Here is a 15544-nt window from a genome sequence, read left to right as displayed (position 1 = left end):
AATTATCCACCCTCTGTCAAAGATAATAATTAAGGGGAATGAGGGTGTTGATAGTTGGATAAAATATAGTCAGTTGGAAACTAGATAGTTCAGTTAGAGCTAAAAACCTTTGTATTTTATTGAAATACTAATAATTAATATCATCTATAAATCCTTGTTTATTCTCCTTTAAATGTTGTAAACAGTTGGCAAAATCTAACAATGATTTATTTCTTCCCAGAGTTTCGTAATCAATTTTAATATATTCTGCTATTTTAGATGATTGACTTTCTTCATATTGACTTTCTTTCAAATTTCTAGGTTTATCCTGGAGATTAGGATTATGCTTAATTAATATTTCTCGTGATGCCTTTACTAAAAATTCTTTTGCACCCCTTCCACCTGATTCAGCTTCTGCTATTAAATCTGTTTGCCCACGTTGTTTACTATTAGCAAAGTCTATCCATTTTCTATTATTTCGATGATCAGCATTTTTGGTAAAAAAGCAGCATATACCCAAATAATCAACTAATAACCAAGCTTCAAGTTCTTGAACCATCGGAAAAAATTTTACTCTTCCTTCAAATAAGTTAACAACTTCTTCAATTCGATTAACCAGAGAATTTTTTTCTCTACGTCTTTGATTTTGCGATTGTGTTCCATCGGAATCGAACAGAAAGATGACTAAAACATCATTTTTTAAGTAAGCATCAACTGCCTTCTTTAAACCATCTTGAATTTTTGGATTTGTAGCCCTATTAAAACCTTGTTTATCGGCAAGTTGGATTGTTATATCACCACCATAAAGCGCGACTATTTTGTTAGCAATACAACCGACTGCTTTACTATCATAATCAGATTCCGGCACCCAAAGACGAATACTAGGCATATTAACTGGCACAAACTCCTTCAATTAAGTGACTATGATAAATCGCGCTACCTATTCCAAAATCATTCATCCAATCGGAAAGATCATCTCGGTTTTCTGCTAATTTATCCAATAAACAAGCTTGTGTTCCAATTTCTCCTTTCTGATTTAAAAGAATTACCGAAATGTCAGATGATATTTCTTCAGTAGAAAAACAATCTAATAATTGAGAACTATGGGTTGTAAAAATCACCTGTGTTCTCTTGGATAACTTTTTGATCATATCAGCAATATCTTGTAAAATACCAGGATGAAAATTTCTCTCAGGTTCTTCAATACCAATGAGAGTTGGAACATCAGATTGATAAAGCATGATAAAATAAGCTATCAATCTCAGAGTCCCATCTGACATATTAGATAAAGCTATTTTTTTACCATCCTCTTCAATAACTTTAATAAGTGGTTCTGCAACATCATCTAACCGTAACTTAATTTTCAGACAGTCATACAGTTCTTGACTCACTTTATCAAACTTATTTTTATCATGTCTAGCCCAGTATTGTAAAACCTCTTCAACTTCACTAGCGTCAGTATCAAGGCTAGGTATTCTTTCATCATGTTGTAAAGATTTATAAATCATATTGAATTTAGTAATTCTAGAATGTATCCTGACGCTATCAGGATCTACATCATAAAATTTCCAATCTTTTATATAGCTTGCCAACTTTTTTGTAATCGGTTTATGACCATATTTACCTACATCTGCTAATGTGAGTCCATCACCTTCAGAAAATTCGTATGGTTGAGAATTTTCGCCATTTTCATCATTCACTTTTCCTCTACCATCAATAATATTAATTACTTCAATTTCATTAACTAAAAGATACTCCCTATTAATTAAAGTATTATTTTCACTGATACTAAGTACCAAACTATATTCTATTTTAGCTTTATTATCTTCATCATCTTCTATAAGAATTTGATAAAATGTTTGTTTTTCCCCCACCCTTAAGATGCTATCCATATATTTTAGAGAAGGAAGTTCTTGGTCTTTTAAAAGTTTACTGAGAAAGCGTAATGCTTCTAAAGAATTGGATTTACCACTAGCATTAGCCCCTACCAAAATTGTTAGATCCCTGAAATTTAAATCCACATCTCCTAAGCTTTTAAAATTTTTAATTTTTGCGGATATTAGTTTAAGGGTCATAAATATCTCCAGTATATTAGTCAATTTAGTAACTACGCAATTATTTTAAATAAAAAGTCACAAAAAGTGAGAATTAACTATGTTTCACAGCAATACTTCAACCCAACATTAACATAAAATCAGAATTAGATTACATCATTATCTTAATTAGAATGTCCACTCACCCCATCTTAAAAGACAATATGGCGGAAAACCCTACAGCCTAAATGCCAACAATGGCTTTCATAGATTTGTTAGACTGAACACACCAGGATTATTTCAGTTACATCTATAGATAACGCCAGCAGACGAGGCACTTCATGCTTACAAACACCCTACTTCTCTCGAATCAACTCCCCAGTTTACAATATTCCTCCACCACAGAACGCTTCGATGACACTTGGGAAGCCCCCCTGGCAACCCTTTTAGGACTAGGACGCGCCGCTGGGGCAGATTTTGTAGAATACTTCCTAGAACGCCGCAACTACATTAGTTGTCTAGCGGAAGATGACACCATTACTAGCATTTCCCCCAGTTTAGCTACTGGTGCAGGAGTGCGCGTATTTCGCGGTAAAGCTGACTGCTACGTTAGCACCAATAACCTCACATTTGCGGGTTTAAAAGCAGCTTTAGAAAAAGCACTTTCTATTTTGGGACTACAATTACCAGGTCCTAGTGGTTTCATTCCCGAAATCAACCTAGAATTACTCAGAGACTACGCCAGCAAACGCGGTAAAGACGGTTGGCTACCCTTATGTAGTTCTATCCGGGAAATGGGAGAAGTCCTCCTTGATGGTACAGCCCAACTGAACAAAAAAGCTACCCACGTCCAATCTCGCCGCGCTTCCTACTTCCGTGACTGGCAAGAAGTATTAGTTGCTGGCAGTGATGGTACATTTGCTCGTGATATCCGCCTTACCCAGTCCGTGGGCTTTAATCTGCTTTGTGCTGACGGTGCTAACCGTTCCTCTATTGCTGAACGGGCGGGTAATACCAGTGACGCTAACTTCCTGAGAACCTGGGATTATCAACAAGCCTCCGAACAAATCGCCGAATCTGCTGGTAAAATGCTGTACGCAGATTACGTAGAATCAGGAACTTACCCCATTATCATGGCCAATCATTTTGGCGGTGTAATTTTCCATGAAGCCTGTGGACACCTTTTAGAAACCACCCAAATTGAACACAAAACCACACCATTTGCCGATAAAAAAGGTGAAAAAATTGCCCATGAAAGCCTGACCGCTTGGGACGAAGGACGGGCAGAAAATGCCTTTGGGACTATTGACATGGACGATGAAGGAATGCCCGCTCAAAGAACATTATTAATTGAAAAAGGCATTCTCAAAAACTTCTTAGCGGATAGAACCGGTTCAGTGCGGACTGGACACCCCAGAACAGGTAGTGGCCGCCGTCAAAATTACACCTTTGCTGCCGCTAGTCGGATGCGAAATACATACATTGATTGTGGTGAACACACAACAGAAGACCTATTTGCCTCCGTTGATAAAGGCATTTATTGTAAGAAAATGGGAGGCGGTAGTGTCGGACCTACTGGTCAATTTAACTTTAGCGTTGATGAAGCTTACCTAATAGAAAATGGTAAAATCACTAAACCATTAAAAGGTGCTACCCTCATCGGTGAAGCTAAGGAAATTATGAACAAAATTTCCCTATGTTCCCAAGATTTAGAACTAGCTCCCGGCTTTTGTGGTTCAGTTAGCGGTAGCATTTACACCACAGTTGGACAACCCCATATTAAGGTTGATTCTATTACTGTTGGTGGCAGATAACTAAATTTTAGATTTTAGATTTTGGATTTTGGATTGTGAATGAGCAACAGTTTAAGACCAGAACAAAACAACTTGCATTAAGAGTCATTCGTCTAGTTGAATCATTACCGACAACTAAAACTGCTGATGTTATTGGTAAACAAGTTTTGCGCTCTGCTACTTCTGTAGGTGCTAATTATAGATCAGCTTGTCGTGCTAAGTCTACGGCTGACTTAATTGCTAAACTTAGTATTGTAGAAGAAGAAGTTGATGAAACTCTTTACTGGTTAGAACTCCTGATTGAATCAAGATTAATAACCGGAGAAAAACTTAACAATTTAATGCAAGAAACTAGCGAAATTCTGGCTATGACAGTTGCTTCAATAAAAACTCTCCTACAAAAACCCAAATCATAACATCCAAACTCCAAAATCTAATTTCTAAAACAGTTCTTTATGGAATCCAAAATCTAAAATCTAAAATCCAAAATTCATTCACCATGTCTAACATTCAACAAATCGCCACCTACGCCCAAGAAAATGCCGCCAAACTCGGCATTAAAAAATTCGATATTTACGGCTCAACTGTGGATGATACCAGCGTTCAAGTTGACCAAGGTGAACCCAAACAAGTTAAAGCTTCTAATCGTTCTGGGGTGACAGTTCGGGTCTGGAATGAAGAAAATACCATGGGTGTTACCAGCACCACAGATGTAGATGATAAGGGATTAGAATTAGCTCTAAAAACAGCTTATGAAGCCAGTTTTTTTGGTGTGAAAGAAAATATTCCTGATTTTAGTCCAGAAGCAACTATTCCCATTCCTGATAAACATCAAGAAAAAGCCCTGCAAGCACCTGTTTCTGAATTAATAGAAAAGCTATTAGTAGCAGAAAAAGAATTAATGGCAACTCATCCTGCTATTACCAGTGTGCCTTATAATGGTTTAGCACAAAGAGATATTGACAGATTTTATCTCAATAGTGAAGGTGCGTTAAGAACTGAATCTCATTCTTTAGCTTCTATTTATTTGTACAGCAAAACTGAAGAAGAAGGTAAAAAACCTCGCAGTGCCGGGGCTTATCGAGTTAAGGAAAGTGTAGCTGATTTAGATATTGCCGGTTGTATCAAAGAAACCGCCCAGAAAACTATCAGTCATTTGCATTATGAAAAAATCAAAACTGGTAAGTATCAAGTAGTTTTTTCTCCTGAAGCTTTTTTAAGTTTGTTGGGCGCTTTTTCTAATTTATTTAACGCTCAAAGTATTCTGGATAATCAAAGTTTATCAAAAGTTGATGATATCGGTAAAGCAATTGCTTCACCTTTACTGTCAGTTTATGATGATGCTTTACACCCCGCTAATATTGGTGCAGAAAGTTTTGATGGTGAAGGTACTCCTACTCGACAAATTAAGTTAATAGAAAAGGGCATTTTAACTAGCTTTTTGCATAGTGCGGGAACTGCTAAACGGTTAAATGCTCAACCTACGGGTAATGCTAGTATTGGCGCGAAAGTCAGTGTCAGTCCTAATTTTTATCACGTTTTTGCAGCAGAAAATCCTGAGCAAGAATTGAGTTTAGAAACTGCGGAAAATGTGATTTTAATTGATGATTTACAAGCTCTTCATGCGGGTGTTAAGGCTTTACAAGGTTCTTTTTCTTTACCTTTTGATGGTTGGTTAGTTAATAAAGGTGAGAAAATTAGTATTGAGTCCGCAACGGTAGCTGGTGATTTTTTGGAACTTCTCAAATCTATTGTTTATGTGGAGAAAGAGGTGGAATTAACACCAGGAGGAGTTGCTCCCAGAGTTTGGGTGAGTGAACTTTCTATTACTGGAGATTAATATCTTTTTCACTCTGTGCGTCTGCGGTTTAAAGATATTTTATCGAACCACAGAAGCACAGAGGACACGGAGGAAGAAGGTTAAGAAGGAATTTTTTTATGGTTAATTCTTTGATGTAACCAAGCTATGGCTGCTCCGGTGGTTTCTGCTAAGATGCTAATGAGCCGATAAAGAGCGATCGCACTAATTACTAAAGCCGCCGGAAAATGATATTGTAATAGTAATATGGCTATGGTTTCAAAAACGCCTAAACCACCGGGCGCTCCCGGCATAACTAATCCCATTACCCAAGCACAACTAAAAGTGCCGAATAATAAGGGTATTTGCTGCCAAGTTAAGGAATTTATCGCTAACATAGTTAAAATGAATCCAGCCCCACGCAACCCTAAAAAAACTATTTCTCCTAATAAGGGTTTCACAGGGTAGCGGTTGATTCTAAAACTATCTATTAACTGGTTTTCTAGGTGAGATTTTTTATTTTTCCACCTGTCTAAAAGTTGAATGACTGGATTTAAAAATCGAGGATGAAGTATACCCAAAACAATTATTAAACCCAATAATTGCAGCATAACTAAATTAATTTTCCAATTATTTATATTTACAACAATTTGACTAGCAAATAAAACAATAATAATTAAAGCGGCTGCTAACATTAAGAGTGGTTCTAATAAAACACTCAAAGTAGCAATATTAGTAGTAATATTAGCGTTTTTTGCTGACATAATTCGTCCATAATAATGCCAGACATTCCCAGGTAAATATTTAGCAATATTCGTTTTTAAATAAACTTGAATAAACTCCATGGAAGATACAGATTGATTTAACTCCTTTAGCACCCAAGTCCAAACCCAACCCGCCCAAATATGTGCCAATAAAGTTACACCCGTAGCAGTACCTAATATTAACCAGCCGGTGATATTAATCCGAATAGCACTAACTCCCAACCAATTATCTTTGAAGGCTTTTAATAAAAAAAACAGCGTTCCCCCTAAAATCAACCACCGGAAAATTTTTTTCATTTTTTATTTGTGAAAATTGTAAATATCGAGAATTACCTATTTTTAAAACTAGGCACAATACCCGTAATAATATATTACTCTTTTGGGGTAGGCTTCTAGCCTACCCATTTTCTATTTAATCATTTATACCTTGTTAATTTTGATATTTTAAATACCAACTTTCTAATGCCAAACGATAAATTTCTCGCCAAGGAATATTATTTTTTCCTGCTAAAACTGCACAATCTTCATATTCAGGCTGGACATTTGTAATTACCTTTTCTGTCGCTTTTTCTCTCCAGGCCACTTTTACTGATATTGTCCCATAAATAGTTTCCACTTTTTGCATTTCTCTATGTAAAATTGATCGTTGTTCAGTAGTGCGACGAATCCCTAAAGTGCTGGTTTCTCGAAATAACACCGCTTCACAATTATCTAATTTATCTGGATGACAAATCACAGTTAACAAAATTCCGGGACGAGATTTTTTCATTCCTATCGGTTGGGTAAAAACATCCAGCGCCCCAGCAGCAAATAAAGCCTCAAATAAATAACCGAATACTTGGGGATTTAAGTCATCTATTTGAGTTTTTAATACAGTAATGGTTTCCAAATTTGGGGAATGTTCCACAAAATCAGAATTATCAGTCTGTAAAGATTCACTTTCACCAAACCAAAGCCGTAGTATATTAGGAACGGGTAAATCTAGAGAACCTGCCCCTAATCCTACCTGTTTGATAGTCATTGGTGGCGGTGAACCAAAGTCCTGCACTAAAGTAGTAGTAATCGCTGCCCCCGTCGGTGTTACCAGTTCTCTATCAATACCATTGCTATAAACTGGACAACCCCGCATTTCCCACAATTTTAACACCGCTGGCACTGGTACTGCCATTCGTCCATGGGACGCATGAACAGTTCCACCCCCCGTAGGGAAAGCCGAACAGTATAGCAAGGGAAAGCCCTGCTGATTGCTGTCAATACCCAACCAATCCAATCCTAAGCAAGTACCAACAATATCCACAATCGCATCTACAGCACCTACTTCATGAAAATGAACTTTTTCCGGTGCAATGCCGTGAACAGCCCCCTCAGCTATTGCCAAACGTCGGAAAACAGCTAAACTCCAAGCTTCCACCCGCTTTGGTAACTTGCCATTGAGAATCATCTTCTCTATTTCTGGTAAATGACGGCCATGGTGATGATCATGTTTATGTTTATGATGATGGTGATGATCTAATAAATCAACATGAACTTTAGTCGCCTCTTGAGTTTGCCGGTGGACAAATTCTGCCCACAGTCGGTATTCTTGCTCAATTCCCAAACTATTGAGTTTTTCTACTAAATACCCCACAGGCACACCTAAACTGACTAACGTTCCTAAGCACATATCGCCAGCAACCCCTGTTGGACATTGAAAATAAGCAATTTTATTCATAAATTTATTAGTCCGTTGTGCGTTATCCGTTGTCAGAAGAAAGAAGGAAAACTTTTACCCATTACCCATTACCCATTACCAACCCTATTATGGCCAAAATATTCACCATTCATCCTGATAATCCTCAAAGTCGCCGAATAGAGGAAATAAAGTTGGCGCTATTAGGTGGCGCTATTATGCTCTACCCTACTGATACAGTTTATGCAATTGGTTGTGATTTGAATGCCAAGTCGGCGGTGGAAAGAGTGCGGCAAATTAAACAGTTAGCAAATGATAAACCCCTGACATTTTTATGTCCCTCACTTTCCAATGTGGCTACTTATGCCTTCGTAAGTGATACAGCCTACCGGATTATGAAGCGGTTAATACCAGGTCCCTACACATTTTTGCTCCCTGCTACCAAATTAGTACCGCGACTAGTGCAAAATCCCAAACGCAAAACCACAGGAATTAGAGTGCCAAATCATAACGTTTGCTTGGCATTACTGGCGGCCTTAGGAAACCCGATTATTTCGACTTCGGCTCAAAGCCAAAGCGTGAATGACGAAGATGAGGAAATAAATGGAGACGGAGTACAACCAATACTGTCACGGGTAGATTTATATGACCATTTAGATAAACTGGTAGATATCATCATTGATACGGCTCAAGAGCCGACATATCAAGTGTCTACCATTTTAGACTTGACCGATGAAGAACCAGTTATTATTCGCAGAGGTTTAGGTTGGGAAGCCGTAGCCACTTGGGTTTAAGGATAAAGTTTAACAAGTACAACCCTTTGTTTTGGACTCGGTTGCGCTAATTTATGATCACCTGACTCCAAGGAAATTGTCATCCTTACGGGTGCTGTAATCCTAATTGATCAAATTATGGCTACGCCACGCAGGCTATAGGCCAATTTTACCATGACTAACCTTTTGGCGATTTGTCCTCAAAGTGAATATCTATTATGCCATCTTTGATTTAGTTGCTAAAAACAAAGCGACACAATTAACAAGCCCTTAACTTGGGAAATTTCCTACAGTATCTAAATTTCAGCCGTCCAGGTGGTGAATCTTCACAGAAAGAATACTCAAAGGTTCTCACTGCCGTGACTGCTCTTAAATACTGTATCTGCATTTGAGTTAAGGTGCAATACCAATTTTACAGAAAAGTCATGAAAGCTAATATCGCCAATCTGTCTAATTCTACATCTGCTTTTAATACCTATATTTCTCTGGAAGAATTGTCTGTTGTCAACAGCGATACATTGGTGCAACTTTTATCCCAGGAAATGCAATCTCAAGTTAAAGCTACATCGATTGGTGTGCAAGATGTCGTCGGGCGCATAGCCAAGGAAGTAGAACGGATATGTGATAAAAGCTCCCGCATCCAAAATTCAGGACAAATTCAGTCTTGGCAAATTACTTTAGGAAGACATCGTTTACAAAAGTGCCTGCGTTACTACCAACTCGGTTCTAGACAAGGACGGGTGGAATTACATAGTAGTTTGGGGGCTATTGTTTATCGTCACGTTGCTGTTGCCGGCTCAGATTTAGGCTTTGACGCTCGTTACAATCTCATTGAAGATTTTTTACAGGCTTTTTATATCGAAGCTATTAAAGCTTTTCGTCGGGAAACCGAATTACCTGAAGATTACACCCCCCGGACTCAGTTACAAGTGGCCGAGTATATGGCTTTTACAGAACAGTATGCCAAACGCCGGATTAATTTACCAGGTGGAGCTAATCAACAGTTAATTGTTTTACGCGCTCAAGGTTTTGCCCGTCGTCAACCTCAAGAAACTACTGTAGATATTGAAATGGCTGTAGATTCTGCGAAAACGGAAGAAGCGGAATCTTATCAGCGTAATGTGGCTGTGCAGCAAATTCGCTCACAAATGATTGCTAAACCTGGTTTTGACCCTTCTGAGGAGTCGGAACGCAATCGAGTAATTACGGAATTAATGAAATATCTGGAGTCTCAAGGACAATCTGATTGTATGGATTATCTGACTCTTAAACTTCAGGATCTCTCTGCACCGGAAATTGACCAAATTCTCGGTTTAACTAGTCGTCAACGCGATTATTTACAACAAAGATTTAAGTATCACGTTGAGAAGTTCGCTAAACAGCACCAATGGCAATTAGTTCATCAATGGTTGGGCGCTGGTTTGGAACACAAGTTAGGTCTATCTTCTCAGCAATGGGATACTTTTTGGCATCAACTCACACCACAACAACAGCAAATTTTTGAGTTGAAAACTGCTTGTCAAAGTGATTTACTTATCTCTAAAGCTGTTCAATGTACTCCTAAACAACTCCAAAAACGCTGGACTCAAATGTTAGAACTAGCATGGTCTATTCGTAATGGTCATGCTGAACCTAAGAGCAATTAAATTTAATTCGGTAAGTTGGGTTGACGCAAGGAAACCCAACAAAATCATGTAAATGTTAAATGTCACAATGTTGGGTTTCACTTTGTTCTACCCAACCTACAATTTTATTACCACAAGTAACAAACTAGCAACTTTAGATTTTAGTAGGACTTACGCACGAGTCACGGAATAACGAACCACTCCAGGCACAGAGGTCACGGATAAATGGGGGTTTAGGGAGAGATATTTTGCGTAAGTCCTGTTTAGCTAGAAATTAATATAGTTGTTTTTCAGTACAAAGGTATCATATTATTTTTATCGTAGTTTAGAAAAATTAAAAATTCTTATGAGTTAATCACGCCTTACTACTGCTTTTATGGAATGCTATAATAGGTATGACTTTTAGTAGGGGGGTTAAGCATGACTATGACTCAGGGTAGAAAAGCAGCTAAGGCCGGCAGTGTCTTAGAGACAACTGTAGAAGGGACTTTGTTAGGTCATAAATATGCCCAGGTAGGTTCTGATTTACCAGAAAAAAAACGCCTTGAATGTCTTTTAAACTCGAATCAATTACTCAAAAGATATGCAAAGCAAGTTCATATTGGAAAAGGAATTTATGGTAGCGAAATAACTGTAGACTTTTATATTATTAATTCTACCTCAATCTCCGATGGGCTAATTATTGAATGTAAATGGCAGAATAGCAGTGGTTCAGTTGATGAAAAACTACCCTATCTCAATTTGAATATTCAAAATTGCTATCCTGTACCAGCCCTTGTATTAATTGATGGCGGTGGCATGAAGTCAGGAGCAATTAACTGGTTAAAAACACAAGTTAATACGAATAAAAATCTCCTAGGTGTTTATGATTTGAGTTCATTTATTGCCTGGGCTAACAATAATAATCTCTAATAAGAAGTTACTAATAATTCATTTATTTTTCCTCGTTTTTGACCATGAGAATTAATTGACCTTGCTGCTAATATAGTATGAATATTAAACCCAGCATAAAGCTCACGAACAAATGGACAATCAGAATTAGATAGCATAACTTTTACACCTTTATTAGCTAATTTACTAAAAATATCCCTCAGTTTTATTTGTTGATTCTCATCAAAACAAAAATTACTATAAGCTGTAAAATTGCTAGTTCTATTTAGAGGATAATAGGGGGGATCAAAATAAACAAAGTCATTACTACCAATTGGATAATTTAAAACCTCATCAAAATTCCCTTGTTTAATTTCTACATTCTTGAGTGCAAACGACGCTAATTTTAAAACTTCTTCCTGACAAATACCAGGATTTTTGTATTTCCCCACAGGAACATTAAATTTACCCTGAGAATTAACCCGATAAAGTCCATTAAAACAAGTTTTATTCAGATAAATAAACCGAGCCGCCTTTTCTAAATCTGTCCCACCATGATGATTTCTTGCATCATAATAATAATCTGAATTATGCTTGATTTGATGATATTGCAACAGAGTTATTAACTCTCCCAAATTATCTCTAACGCACCGATAAGTAAGAATTAAATCTGCATTAATATCAGTTAAAACCGCTTGAAATGGTTGCAAATAGAAAAAAACTGCTCCACCACCTAAAAATGGTTCATAGTAAGTTTCGTAATGTTTAGGAAAATAGTCTTTATATTGCGAAATTAATCTAGTTTTACCCCCAGCCCACTTTAAAAATGGCCGTGGGTAAATTTGTTGAGGAATTTGACTTACCATCTACTTACTGTTAAAATAAAAACCAAATTAATCTAAGTTATCTATTCCCTGTTCCTTCCCGCTCCCTGCTATATGATGGTTATATTGGTTATATATTATAATCAGAGTAGGTAAAGAACACAAAAACAAACTTGCATTATATCACAAGGCGGTTTAAATTCAAATGTTTGATGGATTTTGGGATAACGTCTTCCGCTACCCTCGTTACTTGGTTAGTATCGTCTTAGGTATTTTTCTCAACACTTTTGAGCCGCTGTTTCCTCTGTTGAAACGTCCTGTGACACTGATTGCTATTTTAGGCTTTTTTGCTGGTGGTCTTTTTTTCGTAACCCTTACTCTCCGGGCTATGTTGGGGTTAAATACAATCTAGACTAGGGAAAGAAAAAGTTTTAGTCTATTGGACTTTTACTCTTGATTTAATCACATCAAGCACAGTCCACTCTAACTTACATTTAGAATCATGTTATCAAAACTTTGTGAGAAGGCGGAATTTATATGGCTACAAATCGCCGCGTTTCCCGCGTTGCTGAATTAATTAAACGGGAAGTTAGCCAAATGCTACTCAACGGGATTAAAGACGACCGTGTGGGTACGGGAATGGTGAGTGTCACGGATGTGGATGTTTCTGGAGATCTGCAACACGCCACAATCTTTGTCAGTATTTATGGGACCGAGGAAGCTAAAGCGGAAACAATGGCAGGTTTAAAATCTGCTACAGGTTACGTCCGCAGTGAACTTGGGGCGAGAATTAGATTACGGCGCACTCCAGAAGTGCTATTTGTTGAAGATAGGTCTATAGAAAGAGGCACTAAGGTGCTGAGTTTATTAAACCAACTTCAGCAGCAACGGACATTGTCAAGTATAGATGAGGTGGCAGAAGAAATGGTTGAATGATTCAAAACTGACCGGAATATAGAGAAATCTTGATATTATTGGTTGTAGGACTTACGCATGAGTCACGGAATAACGAACCACTCCAGGCACAGAGGTCACGGAGAAATGGGGGTTTAGGGAGAGATATTTTGCGTAAGTCCTGGGTTGTTCTGGAGTAATTAAGATCATGCTGCGATTAATTTAGAAAAAGAAGCGGTCAGGTTGACGGTGGTAGCCTGGGGACTGGATAGTGATATTGTTAGCTTATGTTAGCTTTTTGGGATCAGATCATCTTCCCTATTTTTAAATAATTAAAGGTGTTGTAGATCCTGTATCCTGGGATAGATGTCAAATCCCATAAATACACCTAAACTAGTACAGTTAACGTTAGAACAAGTCCAGTATAGTTTTAATAGTTTTTTCATAGATTAATGTAGAAGTTGTTGAAAATGGAAATATTTAGGTTTGAATAGTAAAATTAGTTTCTTTTATCTTGGGAATATGAAATCCAAATACCATAAATGTCATATTTTCTTGACAAATTTAACATTTCTTTAGATAATTTAGAAGTGTATAGCGTCAAAATGATAATAGTTCCGTATAGCAAACTACAAAACCCTGGATACAGGTTTAATTATTGCCATCTTTGTTCCTAGTTCCTAGCGAATAATGGGAACGCTTTCTAAATGTAATTTTGTGAGTAAAAAACCATGACTGTAAATACGGTGCCTTCTATCAATTACAATTACTATTCTCTGAATGTTATCCAGGACGAAGCCCGTCGACTGGTAGAAAGGGGAATGGTTGGCCGTCAGCAACCAATATATACACTTTGCCAATTTATACCTGCTAGGGAGTGGGTTTGCGTTGAATGTGAATTAGAAAAATGTGATTTTTTACTCCGTGATCGTATCGGTGATTTAATCGGCCGCGAAGAATGGGATAACGATTAATCTAGTCTTTATTTAATAAACTGCTGTTATTTTTAACTGTACTTGTTTGTAGTTTCTGGCTACAGGCAAGTATATTTTTTGATTTTAATTTATTTACTACTGGGTATTTCTGGAAGGGTTTTCTCACGCCAAAGCGCAAAGGCGCGGAAAGGAAGAGGAAATAAATTCCGTGAACATTTTATGGTAGCAATAAATATAGTTTATGTAGGGATAGGAATAGCTGTTATCCCCACATAAACACTGTTTAACGCAGAATATAGCAATATATATGCTGCGATATGATTATTTGCGCTTGCTAGTGCTACGTCGGGCTGCGCGGGTTTCGTCTTCGAGACGACGACGGTCGCGCCAATCTGCTAATGTTAGGTAAACAACACCACCAGTGACTCCTACCAGCAGCACTACGCCAAATAAGGCTAAAATACCCAAAAATGGACTTTCCACGATTCCTCTATAGTCCGTTGCGTCCCCAAACTACCATAGAAATCGACCAAGTAAACACAACTAACAGTGATACCCAACCCAGTGTCAAAATCATAGTTCTACTTTTCAAATAATTACAAAACGTCTCTAATATTTATCATACTGGGAAAACGCGGTTGATTCATTAACTATATTCATAGCAGGTTTGGCAATATCATGGAACTAATGGCAGAACGGTTAGAATCCCTAAAAGCGGGAGTAATTGGTAGTATATCTTTAGGTTTAGCTTTCCTTAGCACTAGCTTGATTAATGTTTTATGGCTGTATAAGTATTTTTCCTTGGTTGGTTATCATACCATTAATATGGTAAGTTTACAGGTGTTATTAAGTGGTGTAATAGCAGGGTTTTCTGGGTTTCTATTTGGTGTCACCTACCGTTATATTATCCGCGTAGATACAAATCCTCACCTGAAAACTGGGGGAATTTTGGCTTTTGGTTTAGTGCGGGGATTAACTCAAATCGAAGTTGGCTGGAATATAAATAATCCGCTTTTGCCTTTTTTAATCTTAGTAGCAGAAAGTATATTGTGGTTTGCCCTGGCGGCTTTTGCTTTAGATACTGCTATTTTACGAAAATGGCTTAAACCGTTTTCATGAATTTATAAATAACATACAGCAAGTAGCTTTGAGTGAGGTACACTTTGTGCGGGCATCTTGCCCGCACCACAAAAGTTTTATCATTAATATCTGTACTTCATAATATCGGAAACTGCTGTAAAAATAATATCCCCAACTTCTTTGAGAAGTCGGGGATATATCAAGTTTAGCAAATTTTGTTCAAAACTCAAATAGGAGTCTTATATGTTATCGAAAAATTACAGAATATCCCAGAAGTGGAGAAAGCCTTGACCGGAAAATAGTTCAATTAAAGCTGCTGCTAAAAAACCAATCATTGCTAAACGGCCATTCCAGATTTCTGCTTCCGGTGTGAAACCCCAACGCCAAGCATTGCGGTCAGTAGCTACAGGTGTAGTAGCTGTTTTTGTTGCATTAGTCATGGTTAGCACTCCAATTAGGATTTACTAAGCTATATTGCTTTATGTAAATAAATATAACAAATTTATT

Annotated in this window: 18 protein-coding genes; 10 read left to right on the top strand and 8 right to left on the bottom strand. The window is 37.4% G+C overall.

Annotated elements, in window-relative coordinates; all coding sequences use genetic code 11:
• Positions 1-127: 127 nt before the first annotated feature.
• Positions 128-880 carry a hypothetical protein gene (locus H6F62_RS04590; protein ID WP_347238697.1) on the bottom strand — a complete coding sequence of 251 codons (753 nt, stop codon included), beginning with the start codon at positions 878-880 and terminating at the stop codon, positions 128-130.
• On the bottom strand, positions 870-2054 hold the full coding sequence (locus H6F62_RS04585; RefSeq protein ID WP_137908114.1) for an AAA family ATPase: 1185 nt from the start codon (positions 2052-2054) through the stop codon (positions 870-872). Before H6F62_RS04585 ends, H6F62_RS04590 begins: the two co-directional genes overlap by 11 nt.
• Positions 2055-2353: 299 nt before the next feature.
• On the opposite strand from H6F62_RS04585, the gene H6F62_RS04580 reads away from it, so the two are divergent.
• The 3 genes from H6F62_RS04580 (at position 2354) to H6F62_RS04570 (ending at position 5645) form a co-directional block, all read left to right on the top strand.
• Positions 2354-3826, top strand: coding sequence for a TldD/PmbA family protein (locus tag H6F62_RS04580; RefSeq protein WP_137908113.1), 1473 nt, complete (start codon positions 2354-2356; stop codon positions 3824-3826).
• Positions 3827-3861: 35 nt separating this feature from the next.
• Positions 3862-4221 (top strand): four helix bundle protein, encoded by a 360-nt coding sequence (locus tag H6F62_RS04575; RefSeq protein WP_137908112.1) that lies wholly within the window; start codon positions 3862-3864, stop codon positions 4219-4221.
• Positions 4222-4304: 83 nt separating this feature from the next.
• Entirely contained in the window at positions 4305-5645 is a 1341-nt protein-coding gene (locus H6F62_RS04570; protein WP_137908111.1) for a TldD/PmbA family protein, read from the top strand.
• 80 nt (positions 5646-5725) lie between these two features.
• On the opposite strand, the gene H6F62_RS04565 is transcribed toward H6F62_RS04570, so the two are convergent.
• Together H6F62_RS04565 and larC are read right to left on the bottom strand one after the other, a co-directional pair.
• Positions 5726-6664 (bottom strand): YbhN family protein, encoded by a 939-nt coding sequence (locus tag H6F62_RS04565; RefSeq protein ID WP_137908110.1) that lies wholly within the window; start codon positions 6662-6664, stop codon positions 5726-5728.
• Between the two features lie 133 nt (positions 6665-6797).
• Positions 6798-8078 carry a nickel pincer cofactor biosynthesis protein LarC gene (gene larC / locus H6F62_RS04560; protein WP_137908109.1) on the bottom strand — a complete coding sequence of 427 codons (1281 nt, stop codon included), beginning with the start codon at positions 8076-8078 and terminating at the stop codon, positions 6798-6800.
• An 89-nt stretch (positions 8079-8167) separates the two neighbouring features.
• Here larC and H6F62_RS04555 point away from each other — a divergent pair, with 89 nt between their 5' ends.
• The 3 genes from H6F62_RS04555 (at position 8168) to H6F62_RS04545 (ending at position 11346) form a co-directional block, all read left to right on the top strand.
• The gene (locus H6F62_RS04555; protein WP_137908152.1) at positions 8168-8830 is read left to right on the top strand and encodes an L-threonylcarbamoyladenylate synthase; all 663 of its coding nucleotides are present in this window, start codon (positions 8168-8170) and stop codon (positions 8828-8830) included.
• Positions 8831-9234: 404 nt separating this feature from the next.
• A complete protein-coding gene (locus tag H6F62_RS04550) occupies positions 9235-10455 on the top strand; it encodes a HetZ-related protein (protein WP_137908108.1) in 1221 nt (406 codons plus the stop codon).
• A gap of 405 nt (positions 10456-10860) precedes the next feature.
• The gene (locus H6F62_RS04545) at positions 10861-11346 is read left to right on the top strand and encodes a PD-(D/E)XK nuclease superfamily protein (RefSeq protein WP_137908151.1); all 486 of its coding nucleotides are present in this window, start codon (positions 10861-10863) and stop codon (positions 11344-11346) included.
• On the opposite strand, the gene H6F62_RS04540 is transcribed toward H6F62_RS04545, so the two are convergent.
• Complete coding sequence (locus tag H6F62_RS04540; RefSeq protein ID WP_137908107.1) at positions 11343-12170, bottom strand: DNA adenine methylase; 828 nt, start codon at positions 12168-12170, stop codon at positions 11343-11345. The genes H6F62_RS04545 and H6F62_RS04540 overlap by 4 nt on opposite strands.
• A gap of 163 nt (positions 12171-12333) precedes the next feature.
• Between H6F62_RS04540 and H6F62_RS04535 the strand changes: the two genes are divergently transcribed.
• The 3 genes from H6F62_RS04535 to H6F62_RS04525 all read left to right on the top strand — a co-directional run bounded on the left by H6F62_RS04535 (position 12334) and on the right by H6F62_RS04525 (position 13996).
• Positions 12334-12540 carry a DUF751 family protein gene (locus H6F62_RS04535; protein WP_137908106.1) on the top strand — a complete coding sequence of 69 codons (207 nt, stop codon included), beginning with the start codon at positions 12334-12336 and terminating at the stop codon, positions 12538-12540.
• Positions 12541-12665: 125 nt separating this feature from the next.
• Positions 12666-13064, top strand: a complete 399-nt coding sequence (gene rbfA / locus H6F62_RS04530) for a 30S ribosome-binding factor RbfA (RefSeq protein ID WP_137908105.1) — start codon at positions 12666-12668, stop codon at positions 13062-13064.
• A 689-nt stretch (positions 13065-13753) separates the two neighbouring features.
• Positions 13754-13996: a DUF4327 family protein gene (locus H6F62_RS04525; protein WP_028091717.1), complete on the top strand. Its 243-nt coding sequence runs from the start codon at positions 13754-13756 to the stop codon at positions 13994-13996.
• Between the two features lie 282 nt (positions 13997-14278).
• Here H6F62_RS04525 and H6F62_RS04520 read toward each other — a convergent pair whose 3' ends face one another.
• Both H6F62_RS04520 and petN read right to left on the bottom strand, forming a co-directional pair.
• Positions 14279-14440: a hypothetical protein gene (locus H6F62_RS04520; RefSeq protein ID WP_190371442.1), complete on the bottom strand. Its 162-nt coding sequence runs from the start codon at positions 14438-14440 to the stop codon at positions 14279-14281.
• A gap of 7 nt (positions 14441-14447) precedes the next feature.
• Positions 14448-14534, bottom strand: a complete 87-nt coding sequence (gene petN / locus H6F62_RS04515) for a cytochrome b6-f complex subunit PetN (RefSeq protein ID WP_013189847.1) — start codon at positions 14532-14534, stop codon at positions 14448-14450.
• Between the two features lie 101 nt (positions 14535-14635).
• Between petN and H6F62_RS04510 the strand changes: the two genes are divergently transcribed.
• On the top strand, positions 14636-15076 hold the full coding sequence (locus H6F62_RS04510; RefSeq protein WP_190371441.1) for a hypothetical protein: 441 nt from the start codon (positions 14636-14638) through the stop codon (positions 15074-15076).
• A gap of 218 nt (positions 15077-15294) precedes the next feature.
• On the opposite strand, the gene H6F62_RS04505 is transcribed toward H6F62_RS04510, so the two are convergent.
• Positions 15295-15477, bottom strand: a complete 183-nt coding sequence (locus H6F62_RS04505) for a chlorophyll a/b-binding protein (RefSeq protein WP_137908103.1) — start codon at positions 15475-15477, stop codon at positions 15295-15297.
• Positions 15478-15544: the final 67 nt, after the last annotated feature.

Source organism: Anabaena sp. FACHB-1391, from assembly GCF_014696755.1.
In the GTDB taxonomy this organism is placed as follows: Bacteria; Cyanobacteriota; Cyanobacteriia; order Cyanobacteriales; family Nostocaceae; genus Dolichospermum; species Dolichospermum planctonicum.
Note: the sequence above shows the minus strand (reverse complement) of the source record. Positions and strands in the feature narration are given on the sequence as shown.

Coding starts and splice junctions, on each gene's coding strand:
- H6F62_RS04585 (WP_137908114.1), bottom strand. CDS start 2,054: ATGACCCTTAAACTAATATCCGCAAAAATTAAAAATTTTAAAAGCTTA.
- H6F62_RS04580 (WP_137908113.1), top strand. CDS start 2,354: ATGCTTACAAACACCCTACTTCTCTCGAATCAACTCCCCAGTTTACAA.
- H6F62_RS04570 (WP_137908111.1), top strand. CDS start 4,305: ATGTCTAACATTCAACAAATCGCCACCTACGCCCAAGAAAATGCCGCC.
- H6F62_RS04565 (WP_137908110.1), bottom strand. CDS start 6,664: ATGAAAAAAATTTTCCGGTGGTTGATTTTAGGGGGAACGCTGTTTTTT.
- larC (WP_137908109.1), bottom strand. CDS start 8,078: ATGAATAAAATTGCTTATTTTCAATGTCCAACAGGGGTTGCTGGCGAT.
- H6F62_RS04555 (WP_137908152.1), top strand. CDS start 8,168: ATGGCCAAAATATTCACCATTCATCCTGATAATCCTCAAAGTCGCCGA.
- H6F62_RS04550 (WP_137908108.1), top strand. CDS start 9,235: ATGAAAGCTAATATCGCCAATCTGTCTAATTCTACATCTGCTTTTAAT.
- H6F62_RS04545 (WP_137908151.1), top strand. CDS start 10,861: ATGACTCAGGGTAGAAAAGCAGCTAAGGCCGGCAGTGTCTTAGAGACA.
- H6F62_RS04540 (WP_137908107.1), bottom strand. CDS start 12,170: ATGGTAAGTCAAATTCCTCAACAAATTTACCCACGGCCATTTTTAAAG.
- H6F62_RS04535 (WP_137908106.1), top strand. CDS start 12,334: ATGTTTGATGGATTTTGGGATAACGTCTTCCGCTACCCTCGTTACTTG.
- rbfA (WP_137908105.1), top strand. CDS start 12,666: ATGGCTACAAATCGCCGCGTTTCCCGCGTTGCTGAATTAATTAAACGG.
- H6F62_RS04525 (WP_028091717.1), top strand. CDS start 13,754: ATGACTGTAAATACGGTGCCTTCTATCAATTACAATTACTATTCTCTG.
- petN (WP_013189847.1), bottom strand. CDS start 14,534: ATGATTTTGACACTGGGTTGGGTATCACTGTTAGTTGTGTTTACTTGG.
- H6F62_RS04510 (WP_190371441.1), top strand. CDS start 14,636: ATGGAACTAATGGCAGAACGGTTAGAATCCCTAAAAGCGGGAGTAATT.
- H6F62_RS04505 (WP_137908103.1), bottom strand. CDS start 15,477: ATGACTAATGCAACAAAAACAGCTACTACACCTGTAGCTACTGACCGC.